Genomic DNA, 18,888 nt, shown 5'->3' on the forward strand with positions numbered 1-18,888 from the left:
CTTCCACACCGTGCCGGTTTCCTTGAACATCGAGACGTCTGATCTGCCTTCGTCATCAGATAGAACTTGTCGGTGCGGCTCGCGCAATACTGCAGCACGCGGGAGGTCGGGTCGCTCCGGTGTTCACCTGCACCGTATGGATCCTGATGTTCGCCGCCTTGGCGTTATCGCACAGCTTCTTCTGCCGCGCGTCGATCTGCGAGGCGTGACGATCCCCGGAAATCTGTGCCTTTGCCCGTTTTCGCGTCACGCCATTGTTTTCGCGTCACGCCATTGAGGGTAAATTGGTCCGTAGATAACCGGAGATAGCCCGCGCGAAACCGCCGCAGCCGCGTTGCTGGCCGGGTTCCTGGTGAACATCTTCTAAACCGGCGGGGCGGAAGCTTTTGTCAAATCAGTCCGGATTGATTAACCTTGGTGAGGATCGCCCGGACCGGGAATCGGACCGCCATGGCCGCATCGGCCGAGCTGCCGCACGCTTGCGGCGAGCCGGGGGCAGGCCCATATTCGGTGAGGCCGATCCGGTTTGGACCGGACCGGCTGGAAGCGGCGATCCAAAAAGGCGGTGCGCCTGTGCGAAGCTCCGAAGGCCGGGGCTGCGCGGCGAACCGTCATACGCTTCCGTGGGGAATTTGAACGCCTGAGCCATGCCGCAACTGTCTTCCAGACCAGATCCCTCCGCGGCCGTCGCCGCCCACGCTGCCCTGATGAGCAACGACGAGAACCGTTCCGGCGGTCCTTCCGCGCCAAACACGTCCGTCATCACCAAGGTCAAGCCGAAGACCAAACGGCCGAACCTGTACCGTGTGCTGATCCTGAACGACGATTACACGCCGATGGAATTCGTCGTTCATGTGCTGGAGAAATTCTTCCAGAAGGACGCCGAGGCCGCAACCAAGATCATGCTGCACGTTCATCATCACGGGATCGGGGAGTGCGGCGTGTTCACCTACGAGATCGCCGAGACCAAGGTGACGCAGGTGATGGATTTCGCTCGCAAGCACCAGCATCCGCTGCAATGCGTGATGGAAAAGAAGTAAGACACGTTACGGCGCATTCGAAGCCGGTTCTTGTGCATGTCGCAGTGTGATTGCCGCGTGATGTCTGCGCGCGATGTTCGTTGCAGAGGGCAAAACTACGGAATTTCGGACCGGTGCTGATCGTGCCCAAACCGGAACGGGTTTTGCATCAAAAAATACCGTAGCTGTGCAGCCGCCTGAGTCGCGGAACCGGTCTTTCGCCGCGATCTTGTATAACTATATGTGACAAAGGTTGTTGTTGCCTGACCGGGCGATGGCGATCATGATGGTGGGGGCCATAGAGGACGCGAATGCCGACTTTTTCCCAAAGCCTTGAACAATCCCTGCATCGTGCACTGGCGATCGCAAACGAGCGTCATCACCAATACGCGACGCTCGAGCATCTTTTGCTCTCCCTGATCGACGACTCCGATGCAGCCGCCGTCATGCGCGCCTGTAGCGTCGACCTCGACAAGCTCCGTACGAGCCTCGTCAATTATCTTGAGACCGAATTCGAGAACCTGGTGACGGACGGCGCCGATGACGCCAAGCCGACCGCAGGCTTCCAGCGCGTGATCCAGCGCGCGGTGATCCACGTGCAGTCGTCCGGTCGCGAAGAGGTGACCGGCGCCAACGTGCTGATCGCGATCTTTGCCGAGCGCGAGAGTCATGCCGCGTATTTCCTGCAGGAGCAGGACATGACGCGCTACGACGCCGTCAATTATATCAGCCACGGCATTGCCAAGCGGCCGGGCGTCTCCGAGGCGCGGCCGGTGCGCGGTGTCGACGAGGAGACCGAGACCAAGGGCAGCGAGGACGCCAAGAAGAAGGGCGAGGCGCTCGAGACCTATTGCGTCAACCTCAACAAGAAGGCGCGCGACGGCAAGATCGATCCGGTGATCGGACGCAATTCCGAGATCAACCGCGCGATCCAGGTGCTGTGTCGCCGGCAGAAGAACAATCCGCTGTTCGTGGGCGAGGCCGGCGTCGGCAAGACCGCGATCGCGGAGGGCCTGGCCAAGCGCATCGTCGACAGCGAGGTGCCGGAGGTGCTGGCGGCTGCGACCGTGTTCTCGCTCGACATGGGCACGCTGCTCGCCGGTACGCGCTATCGCGGCGACTTCGAGGAACGCCTGAAGCAGGTGCTGAAAGAGCTCGAGGCGCATCCCAACGCCATCCTGTTCATCGACGAGATCCACACCGTGATCGGTGCGGGCGCGACCTCGGGCGGTGCGATGGATGCCTCCAATCTGCTCAAGCCCGCGCTGGCTTCCGGCACCATCCGCTGCATGGGCTCGACCACCTACAAGGAATATCGCCAGCACTTCGAGAAGGACCGCGCGCTGGTGCGGCGCTTCCAGAAGATCGACGTCAACGAGCCGACGGTCGAGGACGCGATCGCGATCCTCAAGGGCCTCAAGCCGTACTTCGAAGACTACCATCGGCTGAAATACACCAATGAGGCGATCGAGGCTGCGGTGCAGCTCTCTTCGCGCTACATCCACGACCGCAAGCTGCCGGACAAGGCGATCGACGTGATCGACGAATCCGGCGCGGCGCAGATGCTGGTCGCCGAGAACAAGCGCAAGAAGACCATCGGCATCAAGGAGATCGAGACCACGATCGCCTCGATGGCGCGGATCCCGCCGAAGAGCGTGTCGAAGGACGATGCCGAGGTGCTCAAGCATCTTGAGCAGACCCTGAAGCGCACGGTGTTCGGTCAGGACAAGGCGATCGAGTCGCTCGCCGCTTCGATCAAGCTGGCGCGTGCCGGCCTGCGCGAGCCGGAGAAGCCGATCGGCTGCTACCTGTTTTCGGGTCCGACCGGCGTCGGCAAGACCGAGGTCGCGAAACAGCTGGCGGCGTCGCTCGGCGTAGAGCTGTTGCGCTTCGACATGTCCGAATACATGGAGCGGCACACCGTGTCGCGCCTGATCGGCGCGCCTCCCGGCTATGTCGGTTTCGATCAGGGCGGCCTGCTCACCGACGGTGTCGACCAGCATCCGCATTGCGTGGTGCTGCTCGACGAGATCGAGAAGGCGCATCCCGATCTCTATAACGTGCTGCTCCAGATCATGGATCACGGCCGGCTCACCGACCACAACGGCAAGCAGGTCAACTTCCGCAACGTGATCCTGATCATGACCACGAACGCGGGCGCGTCCGATCTCGCCAAGCAGGCGTTCGGCTTCACGCGCTCGAAGCGGGAAGGCGACGACCACGAGGCGATCAACCGGCAGTTCGCGCCGGAATTCCGCAACCGTCTCGATGCCGTCGTGTCGTTCGGCCATCTCAGCGTTGAGGTGATCGGTACGGTGGTCGAGAAGTTCGTGCTTCAGCTCGAAGCGCAACTCGGCGATCGCGACGTCACCATCGAGCTGTCCGATCCCGCCAAGACCTGGCTGGTGAAGCATGGTTACGACGAGCAGATGGGCGCACGTCCCATGGCTCGCGTGATCCAGGAGCACATCAAGAAGCCGCTGGCCGACGAGGTGCTGTTCGGCAAGCTCAAGGGTGGCGGCCATGTCCGCGTCGTTCTGGTCAAGGACGAGGCCGACGAGACCAAGGACAAGATCGGCTTCGAGTTCGTCGAGGGTCCGGTCACGCCGAAGCAGGAGAAGCTCCCGGGTGCCCGCAAGCGCCCGCCGGGCAAGTCCAAGCCCGGTGGCCCCGGCGGCTCGAAGGGGCCGACCAAGAGCCCGCTGGTCAAGGCTTGATCTGCGCGCGATGAATTGAAAAGGCCGGCTGAGAAGCCGGCCTTTCTCGTTGGCAGCCAAATATAAGCAAGAAGATCCGGTATGACCAACACGCCTTCTGCAAACTCGTCGTCAGCTTCCTCCATCCCCGCCGACGATCCCGGCCGCGCCCTGACGGTCGCCGATCCCGACGGTGCTGACGTGCCGCATATCTCTGTGGCCGGCGGCACCTACACGGTCCTGGTGTCGGGCGCGCAGACCGCAGGACGCTATTGCCTGGTCGACATGCTGGTGCCCGCCGGCGGCGGGCCCCCGCCGCACCGCCACGACTTCGAGGAAATGTTCACGCTGCTCGAAGGCGAACTTGAATTCACCTTTCGCGGTAAGTCCCATACCGTAAGTTCGGGGTCGACCGTCAACGTCCCGGCCAACGCGCCGCACGCGTTCAAGAACGTGTCCGGCAAGACGGCCCGTATGCTCTGCATGTGCGCGCCAGCGGGACAGGACGAATTCTTCCTGGCGGTTGGCTTTCCCGTCGAAGGCCGCACATCGCCACCGCCGAAGGCGACCCCGGAAGAGATGGCCGAGAAAGGCAAGCTGATCGCAGCACTGCTGCCGAAATATCGCACCGAGATGGTGAAGATGTGAGGCGCGGCGGACGCAGCCGAAATCGGCCTTCCCAAATGGTCGCGCGCTATTCGCCGCGCAGGCGCTGGTCGTCCTGCACGCGAACATGCTCGGCGCCGCGCGCACCCGCGGACGACAGCCGCAACATGCTCAGCGCTGCGCCGCAGAGCGCGAAGCCGACGCCGGTCAGCAACGCGATCCTGGTTCCCTCGATCGGATAGCGGCCGAGGAAGAGTGCCACCAGCGCTGCGCCGGTGGTCTGCCCAAGCAGCCGCGCCGTCCCCAGCATGCCGCTGGCGCCGCCGGCACGCTCGCGCGGGGCGGCCGCGATCATGGTGCGGTTATTGGGGGTCTGGAACAGGCCGAAGCCGGCGCCGGCCAGCGCCATCCGCCAGACCACGTCGAGCGGCGTGGGCGCAGCCGGCAGCAAGGCGAGCGCAGCGAGGCCGCAGGCGAACAGAGTAAGGCCGATGCCGCCGAGCAGGCCGGCCGGATAATGCTCCACCAGGCGGCCGGCGAGGGGGGCTGCGAACGCCACCGCGATCGGCCACGGCGTGATCAAGAGGCCCATATGCACGGCCGAATAGCCGAAGCGGCTCTGGAGATAGAAGGGGATCGCGACGAAGGCCAGCATCTGCCCGCAGAACGAGGCCATCGAGGTCGCAATCGACAATGCGAACACGGGGATGCGCAACAGGTCGATCGGCAGCAGCGGCGAGGCCATGTGGGTCTCGCGGTAGATCAGCAGGGCGCCGGCGACGAGCGCGATGGCGAACTGCACGAGGCAGGTGATCGCGGCTTCGCCATGACCGACGCTATCGACGGCCGCGATGCCGACGCCGAAGGTGATCGCGGACAGCCCCGCGCTCTGCCAGTCGAAGGAATGGCTCGCAGGCCTGGTGTGCGGCAGGCTGCGCAGGCCCAGCACCAATGTCACCACGCCGAGCGGAACGTTGATGGCGAACAGCCAGGGCCAGCTGCCGAACGCCAGGATACCGGCGGCGAGCGTCGGGCCGACCGCGGCTGAGAAGGCGACGACGAGAGCGTTGAGCCCGATGCCGCGGCCGAGCTGGCTGCGTGGGTAAGTGAAACGCACCAGCGCTGCGTTGACGCTCATGATGCCGGCCGCGCCGAACCCCTGCACGATGCGTGCAATCGTGAGGAGCGGCAGCGTGTGCGCCAGCGCGCAGAGTGCGGAGGCAAATGTGAACAGCACCAGGCCGACCAGATAGACGCGGCGATAGCCGACGATCTCGCCGAGCGAAGCCAGCGGCAGCAGCGAGATCGTGATCGCGAGCTGGTAGCCGTTGACGATCCAGATCGAGAACGCCGGGCTGGCGTCGAGGTCGGCCGCGATCGTCGGCAGCGCGACGTTGGCGATGGCGCTGTCGACCACCGCCATGATAATGCCGAGCGCAATGGTCAGGACCGCCTGGCCACGCTGCGGCTGCGGCAGGCCGTCGGCGTGCTCCATGGAGGCTGGCAACATGATGGCGGCGTGCTTGATTCGAGCCGTGGTTCGTCTCCGGATTAGGAAATTGCGAGATGCATCGCAACCCGGCAGGATACGGGCGGTTCCTGCGCCGGGAGCGGGTCTCCCGGCACCGCGGGCATGGGTCGGCACGGCCTCGCGGCTCACCAGCGGGAGGTCGACTTCCCGAACACATAGAGCGCGCCGAGCCCAACCGTCACCGCGGTCGAGACGATCAGGATGGTGCGCTCCCAATCGATCCGCTCCGCTCGGCGCGGTTGAGATTGAGAGCGGTGAACAGGGCCTTCATGGCAAATCGGCGCATCGGCTGCCTCGCGTGAGCGCACGATGCCACTGTCGGCGCGGGCCGGCTTGATGCAGCTCAAGCCGGACTGCGCCGGCGTGCCGGTCTCTACACCGCCGGCGGATTGCGGTCGGTGAAAGTTGTGCGCTGGTGCCAGTAAGGATAGGGCAGCGTCACCTTGCTCGCCGCATCGAGCTTGGCGATCTGGTCCTTGGTCAATGACCAGCCGACCGCGCCGAGATTTTCGCGCAGCTGCGTCTCGTTGCGCGCGCCGATGATCAGCGTCGAGACGGTCGGACGCTGCAGCAGCCAGTTCAGCGCGATCTGCGAGACGCTCTTGCCCGTTTCCCTGGCGACCTCGTCGATCGCATCGACGACGCGATAGACGTGCTCGTCCGGCACGGGCGGGCCGAACTCGGCCGTCTTGGGCAAGCGGCTTACGTCAGGCTTTGGCTGGCCGCGGCGGATCTTTCCGGTGAGGCGTCCCCATCCGAGCGGCGACCAGACCACCGCGCCGAGGCCCTGGTCGAGACCGAGCGGCATCAGCTCCCATTCGTAGTCGCGCCCGATCAGTGAATAATAGGTCTGGTTGGCGACGTAACGCGGGAAGCCGTGCTTGTCGGCAACGCCAAGCGATTTCATCAGGTGCCAGCCCGAAAAGTTCGACACGCCCACGTAGCGGATCTTGCCGGCGCGCACGAGCACGTCGAGGGTGCTAAGCACCTCTTCAGGCGGGCTGAAGGCGTCGAAGCCGTGAAGCTGGAACAGGTCGATGTAATCGGTGCCGAGCCGGCTCAGCGAAGCATTGATGGCTGTAAGCAGATGCTGCCGCGACGACCCGATGTCGTTGGGGCCGTCGCCGAAGCGGAACGTCGCCTTGGTCGAAACCAAAACCTTGTCGCGGCGGCCCTTGATGGCTTCGCCGAGAACGCGCTCGGACTCGCCGAGCGAATAGACGTTCGCGGTGTCGAACATCGACACGCCGGCATCGAGGCAGATATCCAGAAGGCGCCGGGCTTCGGTCGCGTCGGTGGTGCCCCACGCAGCGAGGCGGCCCACGCCGCCGAAGGTGCCGGTCCCAAGACTCAAGGCGGGCACCATGAGGCCCGAGCGGCCCAAGCGTCGGTATTCCATCGATTTGCTCCTCGGCTGGCCGCTGATTGATCTCCGCGACCTCTGTGCCGGATCGTAATGCAAGGCTGCGCCGTGTCCTACCTCGCGCTCACATACCGGCCTTGCTTGGAAACGGCCTAGTCGTGCAGACGCATGTCATCGAATGCCGCGTCAGTCACGCGCGGGCTGGCCGTCGTCGCCGGAAGCCGAGCCGCGCCCCTCGTTACTGGTGATTGAAGGCAGGTGGCCTCGCTCTCGCGCGCCGGCCGCGGCAGGAGCGTCAGGCTCCAGCCCACCGCAACAAGCACCGCGAGCCGGATCGCGATCACGGCGAGCAAGACTTCCGATCCGCTTATCGTGGCGTTGGTTCTCATGTGCAGAGCCTGATCCCGGCTGCAGCACCTGACAATCTGGAATTCACGAGCACGGCCTTCGCCTGAAGCGAAGGCTCGGGCCATTGGCTGCCCGGACGTCAATGCCGCGACTGGCTCTGCCGGAAGTCGCGCGGTGACATCCCGAAATGCTCGCGGAAGACGCGGCCGAAATGCGAGAGGTCGTTGAAGCCCCAGGCGAAGGCGATCTCGCTGATGTGGCGGTGAGCGAGCACGGGGGAGGCGAGGTCGCGCCTGCATTGAGCGAGGCGCTCACCGAGGACGTAGCGCTGGAACGAGGTGTCCTCGTCAGCGAGGAGATCGTTGACATAGCGGGACGAGATGCCGAGCGCCGCTGCGGTCTCGGACAGCGAGAGGTCGGGATCGGCAAGATGAGCCCGGATATGCGCCTTCAATCGGTAGAGCAGGGCGGAGCGATGCGTCGAGGACGGCAGCGGCGTCTTGCCCAGCCGCTCGCCCAGTGCCATCGCCAGGACATCGACGGCCTGTTCCGACAGAGCGGCGGCGTGGTGCGGATCGATCTGATCCGCGCTCTGGCAGAGCCGGTAGATGAAATCGTAGGCGATCCTCTGCAGTGGCGAGTCCGGCCCGAAAGAGGTGGCAGTAAGAGTTTCGGTCGCGCCGAGCCGGCGCTGCAGCATCTCGCGCGGCACCTTGAAGATGGTCTGCGTGAAGATGCCGTCGAATTTCAGCTCGTAGGGACGGGTGGTGTCATAGAGCGCAAACTCTCCCGGACTGACCACGGCCTCGCGGCCGTCCTGCACCACGCCGCCGGCGCCGCGATTGCCGAGCGCGATCAGGATGAAGTCCTGATCCGAGCGCGCGATGCGCGACGGCGTGCGCAACACGTGTTGACGGTCGGAGCAGACCTCGGAGCATTCCGCCTTGCCCAGTGGCGCCCGGGTGACCGTGCCGCGAAAGGCGCTGCCAAGATCGGACCTGCAGTCGAGCCCGACGAAGACGTCGCAAACGATATCCTGCCAGAGCGCAAGCCGGCGGTGGCCTGGGCTGTCGTCCGTGGTGAACTGGATTGGCATCTGCAGAGCCTCCCTTTCACATCCCGCAAAATCGCGTGTCGGCGCTGGTCCCGACTGACGAAGGCAAATCCCGTACCGGGTCGGTGAATCCCGTCCGGTCGAGTTTTTGTTCCGCCGCGGTCGAGCGCCCGCCGCCCGGCTTGGTCAAATAGACTGCATCGGACCTGGCTTCCGATCAACCGGCAAGGGAGGCGGGAATGGGCATCGAACATCCGAAATACAAGGTCGCGGTGGTGCAGGCGGCGCCCGCCTGGCTCGATCTCGACGCCTCGATCGACAAGTCGATCGCCCTGATCAGGGACGCCGCCGAGAAGGGCGCCAAGCTGATCGCTTTTCCGGAAGCCTTCATCCCCGGCTACCCCTGGCACATCTGGATGGATTCGCCGGCCTGGGCGATCGGTCGTGGCTTCGTGCAGCGCTATTTCGACAATTCGCTGTCCTATGACAGTCTGCAGGCCGAGCGGCTGCGCGACGCCGTGCGCAAGGCCAAGCTCACTGCCGTGCTCGGTCTGTCCGAGCGCGACGGCGGCAGTCTCTATCTGGCGCAATGGCTGATCGGGCCCGATGGCGAGACCATTGCAAAGCGCCGCAAGTTGCGGCCGACCCATGCCGAGCGCACGGTCTATGGCGAGGGCGACGGCAGCGATCTCGCCGTGCACGCGCGGTCCGACATCGGCCGCATCGGCGCCCTGTGCTGCTGGGAGCATCTCCAGCCGCTGTCGAAATACGCCATGTATGCCCAGAATGAGCAGGTCCATGTCGCGGCCTGGCCGAGCTTTTCGCTCTACGATCCTTTCGCGCCGGCGCTCGGCGCCGAGGTGAACAACGCCGCCTCGCGCGTCTATGCGGTCGAGGGCTCCTGCTTCGTGCTCGCGCCTTGCGCGACGGTCTCGCAAGCCATGATCGACGAGCTCTGTGATCGGCCGGACAAGCACGCGCTGCTGCATGCCGGCGGCGGCTTCGCTGCGATCTACGGCCCCGATGGCAGCCAGATCGGCGATAAGCTCGCGCCGGACCAGGAGGGCCTCTTGATCGCCGAGATCGATCTTGGCGCCATCGGCGTCGCCAAGAACGCCGCTGATCCAGCCGGGCACTATTCGCGCCCCGACGTGACCCGGCTCCTGCTCAACAAGAAGCGATACCAGCGCGTCGAGCAGTTTGCGCTGCCGGTCGACACCGTCGAGCCCACGGACATTGCCGCGGCGGCGAGCTGATCGCCGCAATCGAGGGAGGCACGATCATGGAATCCGCAATTCCTCTGCATCTCGAGACGCCGCGCACGCGCCACAAGCGCGTGCCGGACGATTACCAGCCGCCATACCCGTCCTTCGTGGCGCGCTATAAGCCTTCCGTGAACCGGGTCGTGATGGCCTATTTCGGCCTTCAGTATCGCGGCACGGCGGCAGCTGCTGCAACGGACGCTCTCGCCGAAATCGCGGCGCGGTTTGCCGCGGAAGGCGGTCCTTCGCATTGGGACCGGGCGCAATATGTTGATCAGGCAGGCTACGAGAACGTCGTCTCGGTGGCCTATTGGGACGACATTGCGCGGTTCGACAAATGGTTTGCATCGGCGCGCGAGGCCTGGACCGGAGCGCAGCCCGAGGGCATCGGCACGTTCATCGAGGTGCTGCGCCCCACGGTGGCGCGGCACGAGACGCTGTTTTCCTCGCTCGGCCGGCCCGAGGGCGTCGCCGCAATCTCCGGCGGCATGAGCGGCGAGGTGCAGGAGCACGCCTATTGGGGCGGCATGCGCGACCGCATCCCGCTGTCACAGACCGATCCGATGTCGCCGGGCGGCAATCCCGAGCTGATCCGCGACGGCGCGCGGCTGCGCGTGAAGGCGCACGACAATCTCTGTCTGATCCGATCAGGCCAGGATTGGAGCGATACCGAGACCTCGGAACGAAAGCTCTATCTCGACGACGTCGAACCGGTGTTGCGCGAGGGCATGGATTTCTTGCGCGATGACGGCCTTGGCATCGGCTGTTACGCCAACCGTTACATGCGCGTGCTTGCAGCCGGCGGGGACGCGAGTGAAAAGTCCTACGGTCAAAGCTGGTGGAAGAGCCTGGCGGCGCTGGAGCGGTGGGCGGAATCGCATCCGACCCACGTCAGGATATTCGGCGCCGCGATGAAGTACCTGTCGACGCTCGGCCCCTCGGCAAAACTGCGGCTCTACCACGAGGTCACCGTGGCTGCTGCCGACGAGCAGTTCTTCGAGTACCTGAACTGTCACGCCAAGACCGGCATGCTGGCGGCGGTGGAGACCGTCGCCGCTTGATAGAGTTAGATCACGCAATGGCCGAGCAGCTCGGGATGCGTGGCGCAGATGTGATGCGCGCCGGCGTCCCGCAGCTCGGTCTCGCTGCCGTAGCCATAGAGCACGCCGATCGCGGTCATGCCGTTGGTGCGGGCGCCGACCACGTCATGGCTGCGGTCGCCGATCATGATCGCGCTGGCGGGATCGACCCTGGCTTCGTCGAGCGCGTAGCGCAGCAGGTCGCGCTTGTCGACGCGCGTGCCGTCGAGTTCGGAGCCGAACACCCGCTCGAAATACGGTTTCAGGCCAAAATGCTCGACGATACGGGTGGCGTAGACCGCGGGCTTGCTGGTCGCCACGAACATGCGCGGTGTTGTCGCGGCAAGCGTTGTCAGCGTGTCCACGATACCGGCATAGGCTTCGTTCTCGAACAGGCCGACGTCGCTGAAGCGCTCGCGATAGAGCAGCAGCGCCCGGTCGGCGAGTTCCGCGCTGCCCGTGAGCTTTTGCAGGCTGGCATGCAGCGGCGGCCCGATGCACCAGGTCAGCTCGTCCTCGCTCGGAACCGCAACGTTGAGCCGCTCCAGGGCGTACTGGATCGAGCGCGTGATCCCGGGCTTCGGGTCGGTCAGCGTGCCGTCGAGATCGAAATAAATGGTCACCATATTGTCGCGCCTGTGTTGATACCGCCGCCTGTTGCCAGACCTAAACGAGGCCGGGGGCCAAGGCAAACGCGCAACCATTGTCACGCCGAAAATCGCCTTCCCGATACCGCGTATCCCTTAAAGCTCGCTATTCGCGGGAGGGAAGCGTAGAGTCGCGCCATCACCGCCTTTCCATTGGCATCGACCGGTGACTGAGGGTCACCAGCGCTCCCGCCGACTGAGCAGGAGCGTGCATGACTCGATTTCGTCTGGTCGACTGGATCCGCCGGAGAGCGCTTCTCGTCGCATTGATGCTTGGCACATTGATACTTGGCACACTGTCGCAAGGCGCTGTCGCGGCAGGACCGGACTGCCGGGCGATCGAAAGCACGAGCGGACGTCTCGCCTGCTACGATGCTGCGTTTCCTCCGAAGGAAAAAAAGCCCGCTGCTGCGGAAGGCGATGGGTCCCGTGCTGCCTACAAGGACCCGTTCGTGGCGGAAGAGGCCAGAACCGCGGCGAAGCTGAAGAACATCTGCCGCGGCTGTTGAGGGTTGCTCGTTCGCCGCGCTCGTCGATCAACGAGTCCGGACGAGGGATCGAGACGATTTTTTCAGGAGAGGCCGGATGAGCGAGCGACTTGAAACCCTGAAGAAGGCCCGTGAGCGCATGATCGAGGACAGGGACGCGCATGCGAAAGTGCTGGCCGCCCCCTTTGTGCGCGACACGGCCGAGCGAGCGCGCAACAAGTTTATCGAGATCCAGGCGCTGATTGATGCCCTCGACCGCGCCATCCGGGGCGAAATCCCGGTTGCGGTCAAAAACTAAGGCGGTAGGCAGCGAGACCAGCGGAGCGCCGCTACCGCTCCCTCATTGCTGTCTCGTCCATTCAACGATGGCGGTCGCCTCCGCGCCTGCCCGGGTTTCCCAGGCGGTGATCGCGCCCGTTGCTGCCTTCCGCAGCTCCGTGACAACGGACGCAGGCGCCGGCTCGGCGATATGGACGCCATTGTCGCGCATGCGCGCATAGTTCTCGATGGTGCGGTGGCTCAATAGCGCCAGCTGGCTCTGCTCAGTCTCGGCCGCCGCCGCCAGCACCTCGCGCTGCATCGGTTCGGACAGTTCGGCAAAGGCGTCGCTGCGGACGAAGGCGATCGAGATTGGCATCGCGTAGTTGATGGCCGTGAAATGCGGCAGGAAGTCCCACAATTTGCGTCCCGCGCCGCCGTCGCCGGAGGTGAGGAAGGCATTCAGCCGGTGTTCCCTCAGTCCGGCGAGCGCCGCATCCATCGGCAGGAATTGCGCGTTCGCGCCGGCTGCGCGCATGACCTCGGTGGAATTGGCATCGTAGGTTCGCAGATTCAGTTTCGGCAGGTCGTCAGCACCGTCGAGCGACTGCTCCGACCAGAGGCCCGTGGCCGGCCAGATCGTCACATAGAGCAGCTTGAGGCCGCGCGCAGCCAGCGCCTTCTCATAGAGCGGTCGCGCCCGCAGATTGGTGGCCCGGGCGAGATCCACCGATTGCACGAGAAAAGGCAGGGTGGACAATCCGAGCACAGGGTCGAGGCTCGAGAGCGCGCCCGCGAAGGCATCGCCGCCCGCGATCCGGCCGTCCAGCGCCGCGCGCGGCATCTCGCCCGAGTTGATCTTGAGCTGGTTGTCGAAGGCGTTAGTCACGGTCACGAAGCCGTGGGTACGGTCGGAGACGCGGCTGGCGAAAGTCGCCAGCCCAATCCCGGAGATGTTATTCTCAGGGTATTCCGTGGTCATCCGCCAATTGACTTGAGACGCGACTTGAGACGTCACCTGCGCGGCGGCTGGCGCGACGCTCAGGATGAGCGCTGCGAGGCCAAGGATCGCGCGGATCCGTTTGGCGGGGTAACGCATTGGGAGAAGCAGGTCAGGCAGCATGATATTGGCGACCCGTCGAACCATGGCACGATGCCACAACATTGTTGATCACACTGTCGCATGCCGCGCCGAGGCGCGCCACCGCCGTGCCTGCGCGCGATGGGTGCAGATTGCGATGTGCATCATCTCCGCGCTGCTTGTCTCGTCGACCCAGGCCGCGGCATGGGACAGTTCGCCCGCCAAGACCGACGTTGCCATCCCCAGCGTCGAAGAACTCGCTGTGCAGCCGGAGAAGCCCGGTGCGCGGGAGAGCGACACGCGGGAGTCGATCTGCCTGATCATCGAGGCCGCGGCGCGCGATGCCAATCTTCCGCTGGAGTTCTTCGCCCGCGTGATCTGGCAGGAAAGCCGCTTCCAGACCGATGCGGTCGGGCCGGTGACGCGCAGCGGCGAGCGGGCGCAGGGGATCGCGCAATTCATGCCGGGCACCGCGAGCGAGCGCGGGCTGCTCAATCCCTTCAATCCGGTGCAGGCGCTGCCGAAGTCGGCGGAATTCCTGAACGAGCTGCGCAACCAGTTCGGCAATCTCGGGCTGGCGGCGGCCGCCTACAATGCCGGGCCGCGCCGGGTGCAGGAATGGCTCGCCGGCACCGGCGGCATGCCCGAGCAGACCCGCAATTACGTTCTTGCGATCACCGGCACGAGCGTCGATGCGTGGGCCAAGGCAGGCGCGACCGGCAAGGGGCCGCCCAGCGTGCCGCCGACGAGCTGCCGCGATCTGATGGCGCTTTTGAAGCGCGCGCCGAATGCCTTCGTCGCCGAGCTCGAGCAGCATGTGGAGCTTGCGGCTGCAAAGGTCTGGGGCGTGCAGCTCGCCGCGGGCTTTGACCGCAACCGCGCGCTGGCGATGTACTCCCGCGCGGTCACGCGGCTGAGCGCCGTGATCGGCGAACGTGATCCGAGCCTGCTCAGCTCGGTGATGCGCAGCCGCGGCACGCGCGCCTTCTACCAGGTGCGCATCGGCGCCGATACGCGGAGCGAGGCGGATGAACTCTGCGGTCGCATTCGCAAGGCCGGCGGGGCGTGCTTCGTGCTGAAGAATCGCGGTGTGAGCGGGTAGGGCATCTGTCCCAGCGTGCATGCCAGCCCCGCCGTGCGCTTTCTTGACGCGAGGCGCCGCATTGCCCGTTATGCGGGCACGATTCCTCATCCGGCCAAGACTCCCCGTGGCGCTTCCTCCGCTCGATTCACCTCAATGGCGAAGTCCCTGGCGCGCCTTTGCGTGGGGGCTGCGCTCGATCACGCAGACCATCCTCACGCTCGTGCTGTTCGTGACCTATCTCGGCATCGGCGCGCTCGCCCACGACACACATTTCAGCCTGCTCTGGGCGCTCTGCTCGACGCTGTTCGTCTGGGCAGGTCCGGCGCAGATCATCCTGATCACCACGCTTGGCTCCGGCGCGACGATCGTCCAGTCCGCGATCGCGGTCACCGTCAGTGCGATCCGGCTGTTTCCGATGGTGGTCTCGGTGCTGCCGTTGATGCGCACGCCGACGACGAAACGGCGCGAGCTGTTTTTCGCGGCGCATCTCACCGCGGTGACACTGTGGGTCGAATGCCATCGCTTCCTGCCGCAGGTACCGCGTGAACGCCGGATCGCCTTCGTCAACGGACTTGGCTTCGGTCTTGTCTCGGTTTGTCTCACCGCCAACACGGTCGGCTATTTCCTTGCCGCGAATCTGACCCAGACGCTTGGCGCGGCGATCCTTTTGCTGACGCCGCTGTCCTTCCTGTTCTCGACCGCACGCAACAGCCGCGAGGTCGCCGATGTCGTCGCCCTCGCGCTGGGCATATTGCTGTATCCGCTGGCCGCGAAGATGAACTCCGGCCTCGACATCCTCGTCAGCGGCCTCGGGCTGGCACGATTGCCTATGGCGTGCATTGGTGGCGGGAGGTGCGCGCATGAGCTTTGCGCAGCTCATCGGCGACTGGCACGCGCTGGCGGTGCTGTTCGTCGCCGGCGTTGTTCCCAACCAGATATGGCGCATGCTGGGCCTGTGGTTCGGCGGCGGCATCGACGAGGGCTCCGAGCTTCTGGTCTGGGTACGGGCGGTCGCCACGGCGATCCTGGCCGGCGTCATCGCCCAGATCGTGGTCGAGCCCCCCGGGGCGCTTGCGAGCGTGCCGGACGCCCTGCGCTACGGTGCGGTCGGCGCCGGCCTCGTCGTCTTCCTGCTGGCCCGCCGCTCGATCTTCGCGGGCGTGGTCGCGGGCGAAGTCTTCATGCTGGCCGGCAAGTGGTGGTTGGGCTAAAACCGCCGGCGAACAGCAGGGAATTGGACATATGGTTCGCGAAAACCAGCTCCGCGAGGGTGAAGTCTCCATCGAGCTGCCGCCGACGCAAGATGCCGGCCTCGTCTTCATCGGCCGCATCCGCACGCCCTGGAGCTCGCGGATGGAGACCCCGCGGCAGGGCCGGACAGACGGCCCGATATGTCGGCTCGAGATCTTCGAGCCGTTCGTGCCGGCGATCAAGGGCGTCGATTTCTACAGCAATCTCGAAGTGCTTTACTGGCTCGACAAGTCGCGCCGCGACATCGTCCTGCAAAGCCCTAAGAACAACGAGAAGACCCGCGGCACGTTTTCGCTGCGCTCGCCGGTGCGCCCTAATCCGATCGGCACGTCGATCGTGAAGCTGGTCGGCATCGAAGGCAACGCGATTCTGGTGCGCGGGCTCGATTGCCTCGACAACACGCCGCTGATCGACATCAAACCAGATCGTTGCGAGTTCACGCCGCTGGCCGCCCCGCAGCCGGGAGATTTTCAGACGGAGTGAAGTGTCTCCTCCGTCATTTCGAGGAGCTCTTGCGACGAAGCAATCCAGACTGTAGCCGCGGAGGCAGTCTGGATTGCTTCGCTGCGCTCGGAATGACGAGTGGAGAGCGTCAGCCCGCCTTCAACGCCGCGATCAGCTTGGTCGCGTTCTCTTCCAGCACCTTGACGTCTTCCTTGCGGCTGGCGGGCGGAAGCATCGCCACGCCGTCGTGGCGCGGCATCACGTGCATGTGGAGATGAAACACCACCTGTCCGCCGGCCGCCTCGTTGAACTGCTGCACGGTGATGCCGTCGGCCTTGAACGCCGTCATCGCTGCGGCAGCGATTTTGTGTGCGCCGCGGGCGACGTGGGCGTAGTCGTCCGGCTTGATGTCGAGGATGTTGCGGGCAGGAGCTTTTGGAATCACCAGCGTGTGGCCCGGTACCCGCGGCATGATGTCGAGAAAGGCGAGCACGTGCTCATCCTCGTAAACCTTGTGGCAGGGGAATTCACCGCGGAGGATCTTCGCGAAGATGTTGTCGGGGTCGTAGGCGGTCATGGCGGCGGCTCCCTGGAATTTTGCGCTTACTGTCACCAGCCGCAACGAACCGTCAAGGCGCCTCGTCGGCGCCTTTGCGGAACGGGCCGAGCTCGGCCAGCTCCCGTCCGGCTTCTGCAACATAGGCGCGCTCGCGCTTGAGGTAATCGTCGATGGCGCGGCGCAAGCCCGGATCAGCGATGAAGTGAGCGGAGTGGGTGGTCCGCGGCAGGTAGCCGCGTGCGATCTTGTGCTCGCCCTGCGCGCCGGCTTCGACATTCGCCAAACCGCGTTTGATGGCGAAGTCGATCGCCTGGTAATAGCAGACCTCGAAATGCAGGAAGGGATGATGCTCGACCGCACCCCAGTTGCGGCCGAACAGCGTGTCCGAGCCGATGAAGTTGATCGCGCCCGCGATCCAGCGATCGTTGCGGCGTGCCATGACCAGCAGCACGTCCTGGCTCATGGTTTCGCCGATCAGCGAGAAGAATTCCCGCGTCAGATAAGGCCGGCCCCATTTGCGCGAGCCGGTCTCCATGTAGAACGTGAAAAACGCATCCCAGGCCTCCTCGGTGATCTCCTTGCCCGTGAGGCAGTGGATGGTGACCCCGGCAGCCAGCGCATCGCGCCGTTCGCGCTTGATCGATTTGCGGTGCCGGGAGTTCAGCGTCGCCAGGAAATCGTCGAAACTCGCAAAGCCTTCGTTGTGCCAATGGAACTGCTGGTCGGTGCGCTGGAGGAAGCCGTGCTCGGCGAGCAGCTTCCACTCCGCCTCGCGGGCGAAAGTGACGTGCACCGAGGAAGCCTTGCTGACACCGCACAGCGCCACCAACCCGCTCGCCAGCGCTACCATGATGTGCTCGCGGTCAACGCCGTCGCGGACCAGCAGCCGCGGTCCCGTCGCCGGCGTGAACGGAACCGAAACCTGCAGCTTCGGATAGTACCGCCCGCCGGCGCGCTCATAGGCATCGGCCCAGCCGCGGTCGAAGACATATTCGCCTTGCGAGTGCGATTTCAGATAGCAGGGCACGACGGCGGCGACGCGACCGTCGACCTTGGCCACGAGATGCCGCGGTCCCCAGCCGGTGCGGATCGTGGCCGAACCCGATTTCTCAACGGCCGATAAAAACGCGTGGGAGACGAAGGGGTTATAGCCGGGCTTTGAGAGGCCGAGGGAATCCCCTGGAAGTCCGGATGAGGTTCCCTTGCCATGCCCATTACAAGACTTGCCGCCGGGATTGGCGCAGGCGTCCCAGTCGTCCGGCGATACTTCGCCAATGGAAGGTACGGCCTCAAGGGTGATTTCGGATGGTGCCATCGTGCCCAAGATCGTGCATTGCAGCAGCGACTTCAAGAGTGGGAAACATCAAGCCTAGGGTACGAAGCCCTCGAAGATCATCTGATCCGCATATTGCGCGACCCGCGTCCGCTGCTCGGTCGTACGCACGGTCCAGCCCAGTAGAGCGCAGCCGAACACATTGCGGGCGATCCAGGGGGCGGGGGCGGGCAGGTCGTCGACCCTAAAGGCGACGAACTGCGGCTGGGTCTGAAAGCCATGGCGCAGGTACAGCATGCTGTCGCGCTGCTGCTGCGTCAGGTGAGCCCAGTAGTCGTCCTGATAGCTCCGTTGCGCGACGATGCCGCGGGGGCGGGATGGCAGCAGCTCGCGCAGCGCCAGCACCTGGTCCGGGTCGAACGACATGCCGACCGCTGGGCCATCATAGGACGCGAGCACCTCGGCCATCCGCTTCACCAGCTTGCGGTCGCGGTCAAAACGGCTCTTAACCTCGATCACCAGCGGCACGCGGCCGCCAACAAGGGCGCAGAGGTCGCTGAGCGACATCATCCGCTCGGCCGTGTCCTTGAACGTGAGCGCCTTCAGTTCAGTGGCGGTTTTCTCGACCAGCGGGCCGGTGGCCTCGGTCAGGCGGCCGAGCGCATGGTCGTGATGCACCATGGCCTCGCCGTCGGCGGAGAGCTGGATGTCGACCTCGATGGAGAAATTGCCCGCAATTGCAGCCTGCACCGCGCCCGGCATGTTCTCGACGATGCCGCGGGAAATGTCGTGCAGGCCACGATGGGCGACCGGGCGGGCTGTCAGCCAATCAGGAGCGCGCATTC

The 18,888-nt window shown here is 64.9% G+C and carries 20 protein-coding genes and 1 pseudogene; 11 read left to right on the forward strand and 10 right to left on the reverse strand.

Annotated features, from left to right (window positions below; translation table 11 throughout):
* Positions 1–707 precede the first annotated feature (707 nt).
* From clpS to RX329_RS19865, 3 genes are all read left to right on the forward strand, one after another.
* The gene (gene clpS / locus RX329_RS19855) at positions 708–1,040 is read left to right on the forward strand and encodes an ATP-dependent Clp protease adapter ClpS (RefSeq protein ID WP_018455182.1); all 333 of its coding nucleotides are present in this window, start codon (positions 708–710) and stop codon (positions 1,038–1,040) included.
* A 290-nt stretch (positions 1,041–1,330) separates the two neighbouring features.
* The gene (gene clpA, locus RX329_RS19860; protein WP_018455181.1) at positions 1,331–3,736 is read left to right on the forward strand and encodes an ATP-dependent Clp protease ATP-binding subunit ClpA; all 2,406 of its coding nucleotides are present in this window, start codon (positions 1,331–1,333) and stop codon (positions 3,734–3,736) included.
* A gap of 81 nt (positions 3,737–3,817) precedes the next feature.
* Positions 3,818–4,363, forward strand: a complete 546-nt coding sequence (locus RX329_RS19865; protein ID WP_317246338.1) for a cupin domain-containing protein — start codon at positions 3,818–3,820, stop codon at positions 4,361–4,363.
* A gap of 46 nt (positions 4,364–4,409) precedes the next feature.
* Here the strand turns inward: RX329_RS19865 and RX329_RS19870 are convergent, their stop codons facing one another.
* The 5 genes from RX329_RS19870 to RX329_RS19890 form a co-directional block, all read right to left on the reverse strand.
* On the reverse strand, positions 4,410–5,831 hold the full coding sequence (locus RX329_RS19870) for an MFS transporter (protein ID WP_317246339.1): 1,422 nt from the start codon (positions 5,829–5,831) through the stop codon (positions 4,410–4,412).
* 146 nt (positions 5,832–5,977) lie between these two features.
* A complete protein-coding gene (locus tag RX329_RS19875) occupies positions 5,978–6,199 on the reverse strand; it encodes a hypothetical protein (RefSeq protein ID WP_162496372.1) in 222 nt (73 codons plus the stop codon).
* A gap of 26 nt (positions 6,200–6,225) precedes the next feature.
* Entirely contained in the window at positions 6,226–7,251 is a 1,026-nt protein-coding gene (locus RX329_RS19880; protein WP_085395614.1) for an aldo/keto reductase, read from the reverse strand.
* A 116-nt stretch (positions 7,252–7,367) separates the two neighbouring features.
* Positions 7,368–7,604, reverse strand: coding sequence for a hypothetical protein (locus RX329_RS19885; RefSeq protein ID WP_085395653.1), 237 nt, complete (start codon positions 7,602–7,604; stop codon positions 7,368–7,370).
* Between the two features lie 98 nt (positions 7,605–7,702).
* Positions 7,703–8,659, reverse strand: a complete 957-nt coding sequence (locus RX329_RS19890) for a helix-turn-helix domain-containing protein (RefSeq protein ID WP_085360941.1) — start codon at positions 8,657–8,659, stop codon at positions 7,703–7,705.
* 197 nt (positions 8,660–8,856) lie between these two features.
* On the opposite strand from RX329_RS19890, the gene RX329_RS19895 reads away from it, so the two are divergent.
* Positions 8,857–9,873 (forward strand): carbon-nitrogen hydrolase family protein, encoded by a 1,017-nt coding sequence (locus RX329_RS19895; protein WP_018455175.1) that lies wholly within the window; start codon positions 8,857–8,859, stop codon positions 9,871–9,873.
* 26 nt (positions 9,874–9,899) lie between these two features.
* The gene (locus RX329_RS19900) at positions 9,900–10,940 is read left to right on the forward strand and encodes a phenylacetaldoxime dehydratase family protein (protein WP_247404152.1); all 1,041 of its coding nucleotides are present in this window, start codon (positions 9,900–9,902) and stop codon (positions 10,938–10,940) included.
* 5 nt (positions 10,941–10,945) lie between these two features.
* On the opposite strand, the gene RX329_RS19905 is transcribed toward RX329_RS19900, so the two are convergent.
* Entirely contained in the window at positions 10,946–11,584 is a 639-nt protein-coding gene (locus RX329_RS19905; RefSeq protein ID WP_317246340.1) for an HAD family hydrolase, read from the reverse strand.
* Positions 11,585–11,817: 233 nt separating this feature from the next.
* Here RX329_RS19905 and RX329_RS19910 point away from each other — a divergent pair, with 233 nt between their 5' ends.
* The gene (locus RX329_RS19910) at positions 11,818–12,114 is read left to right on the forward strand and encodes a hypothetical protein (RefSeq protein ID WP_085351377.1); all 297 of its coding nucleotides are present in this window, start codon (positions 11,818–11,820) and stop codon (positions 12,112–12,114) included.
* 76 nt (positions 12,115–12,190) lie between these two features.
* Positions 12,191–12,391, forward strand: coding sequence for a hypothetical protein (locus RX329_RS19915; protein WP_018455171.1), 201 nt, complete (start codon positions 12,191–12,193; stop codon positions 12,389–12,391).
* A gap of 42 nt (positions 12,392–12,433) precedes the next feature.
* On the opposite strand, the gene RX329_RS19920 is transcribed toward RX329_RS19915, so the two are convergent.
* The gene (locus tag RX329_RS19920; protein ID WP_317246431.1) at positions 12,434–13,474 is read right to left on the reverse strand and encodes a TRAP transporter substrate-binding protein; all 1,041 of its coding nucleotides are present in this window, start codon (positions 13,472–13,474) and stop codon (positions 12,434–12,436) included.
* Positions 13,475–13,589: 115 nt separating this feature from the next.
* On the opposite strand from RX329_RS19920, the gene RX329_RS19925 reads away from it, so the two are divergent.
* The 4 genes and pseudogenes from RX329_RS19925 (at position 13,590) to tsaA (ending at position 16,250) form a co-directional block, all read left to right on the forward strand.
* Positions 13,590–14,534 (forward strand): lytic transglycosylase domain-containing protein, encoded by a 945-nt coding sequence (locus tag RX329_RS19925; protein WP_162496378.1) that lies wholly within the window; start codon positions 13,590–13,592, stop codon positions 14,532–14,534.
* Positions 14,535–14,640: 106 nt separating this feature from the next.
* Positions 14,641–15,380, forward strand: a pseudogene (locus tag RX329_RS19930) (AzlC family ABC transporter permease).
* A complete protein-coding gene (locus RX329_RS19935) occupies positions 15,377–15,727 on the forward strand; it encodes an AzlD domain-containing protein (protein WP_085395617.1) in 351 nt (116 codons plus the stop codon). The pseudogene RX329_RS19930 and the gene RX329_RS19935 overlap by 4 nt, the downstream one beginning before the upstream one ends.
* A gap of 31 nt (positions 15,728–15,758) precedes the next feature.
* Positions 15,759–16,250 carry a tRNA (N6-threonylcarbamoyladenosine(37)-N6)-methyltransferase TrmO gene (gene tsaA / locus RX329_RS19940; RefSeq protein ID WP_018455166.1) on the forward strand — a complete coding sequence of 164 codons (492 nt, stop codon included), beginning with the start codon at positions 15,759–15,761 and terminating at the stop codon, positions 16,248–16,250.
* Positions 16,251–16,359: 109 nt separating this feature from the next.
* Here the strand turns inward: tsaA and RX329_RS19945 are convergent, their stop codons facing one another.
* From RX329_RS19945 to RX329_RS19955, 3 genes are read right to left on the reverse strand one after another with little or no spacing between them, the layout of a single operon-like run.
* Positions 16,360–16,788 (reverse strand): HIT family protein, encoded by a 429-nt coding sequence (locus tag RX329_RS19945; protein WP_018455165.1) that lies wholly within the window; start codon positions 16,786–16,788, stop codon positions 16,360–16,362.
* Positions 16,789–16,840: 52 nt separating this feature from the next.
* Entirely contained in the window at positions 16,841–18,085 is a 1,245-nt protein-coding gene (locus RX329_RS19950; protein WP_317246341.1) for a GNAT family N-acetyltransferase, read from the reverse strand.
* Between the two features lie 54 nt (positions 18,086–18,139).
* Positions 18,140–18,886, reverse strand: coding sequence for a glycerophosphodiester phosphodiesterase (locus RX329_RS19955; protein ID WP_085386300.1), 747 nt, complete (start codon positions 18,884–18,886; stop codon positions 18,140–18,142).
* Positions 18,887–18,888: the final 2 nt, after the last annotated feature.

Origin of the sequence: Bradyrhizobium sp. BWC-3-1 (assembly GCF_032917965.1) — a bacterium.
Lineage (GTDB): Bacteria > Pseudomonadota > Alphaproteobacteria > Rhizobiales > Xanthobacteraceae > Bradyrhizobium > Bradyrhizobium canariense_D.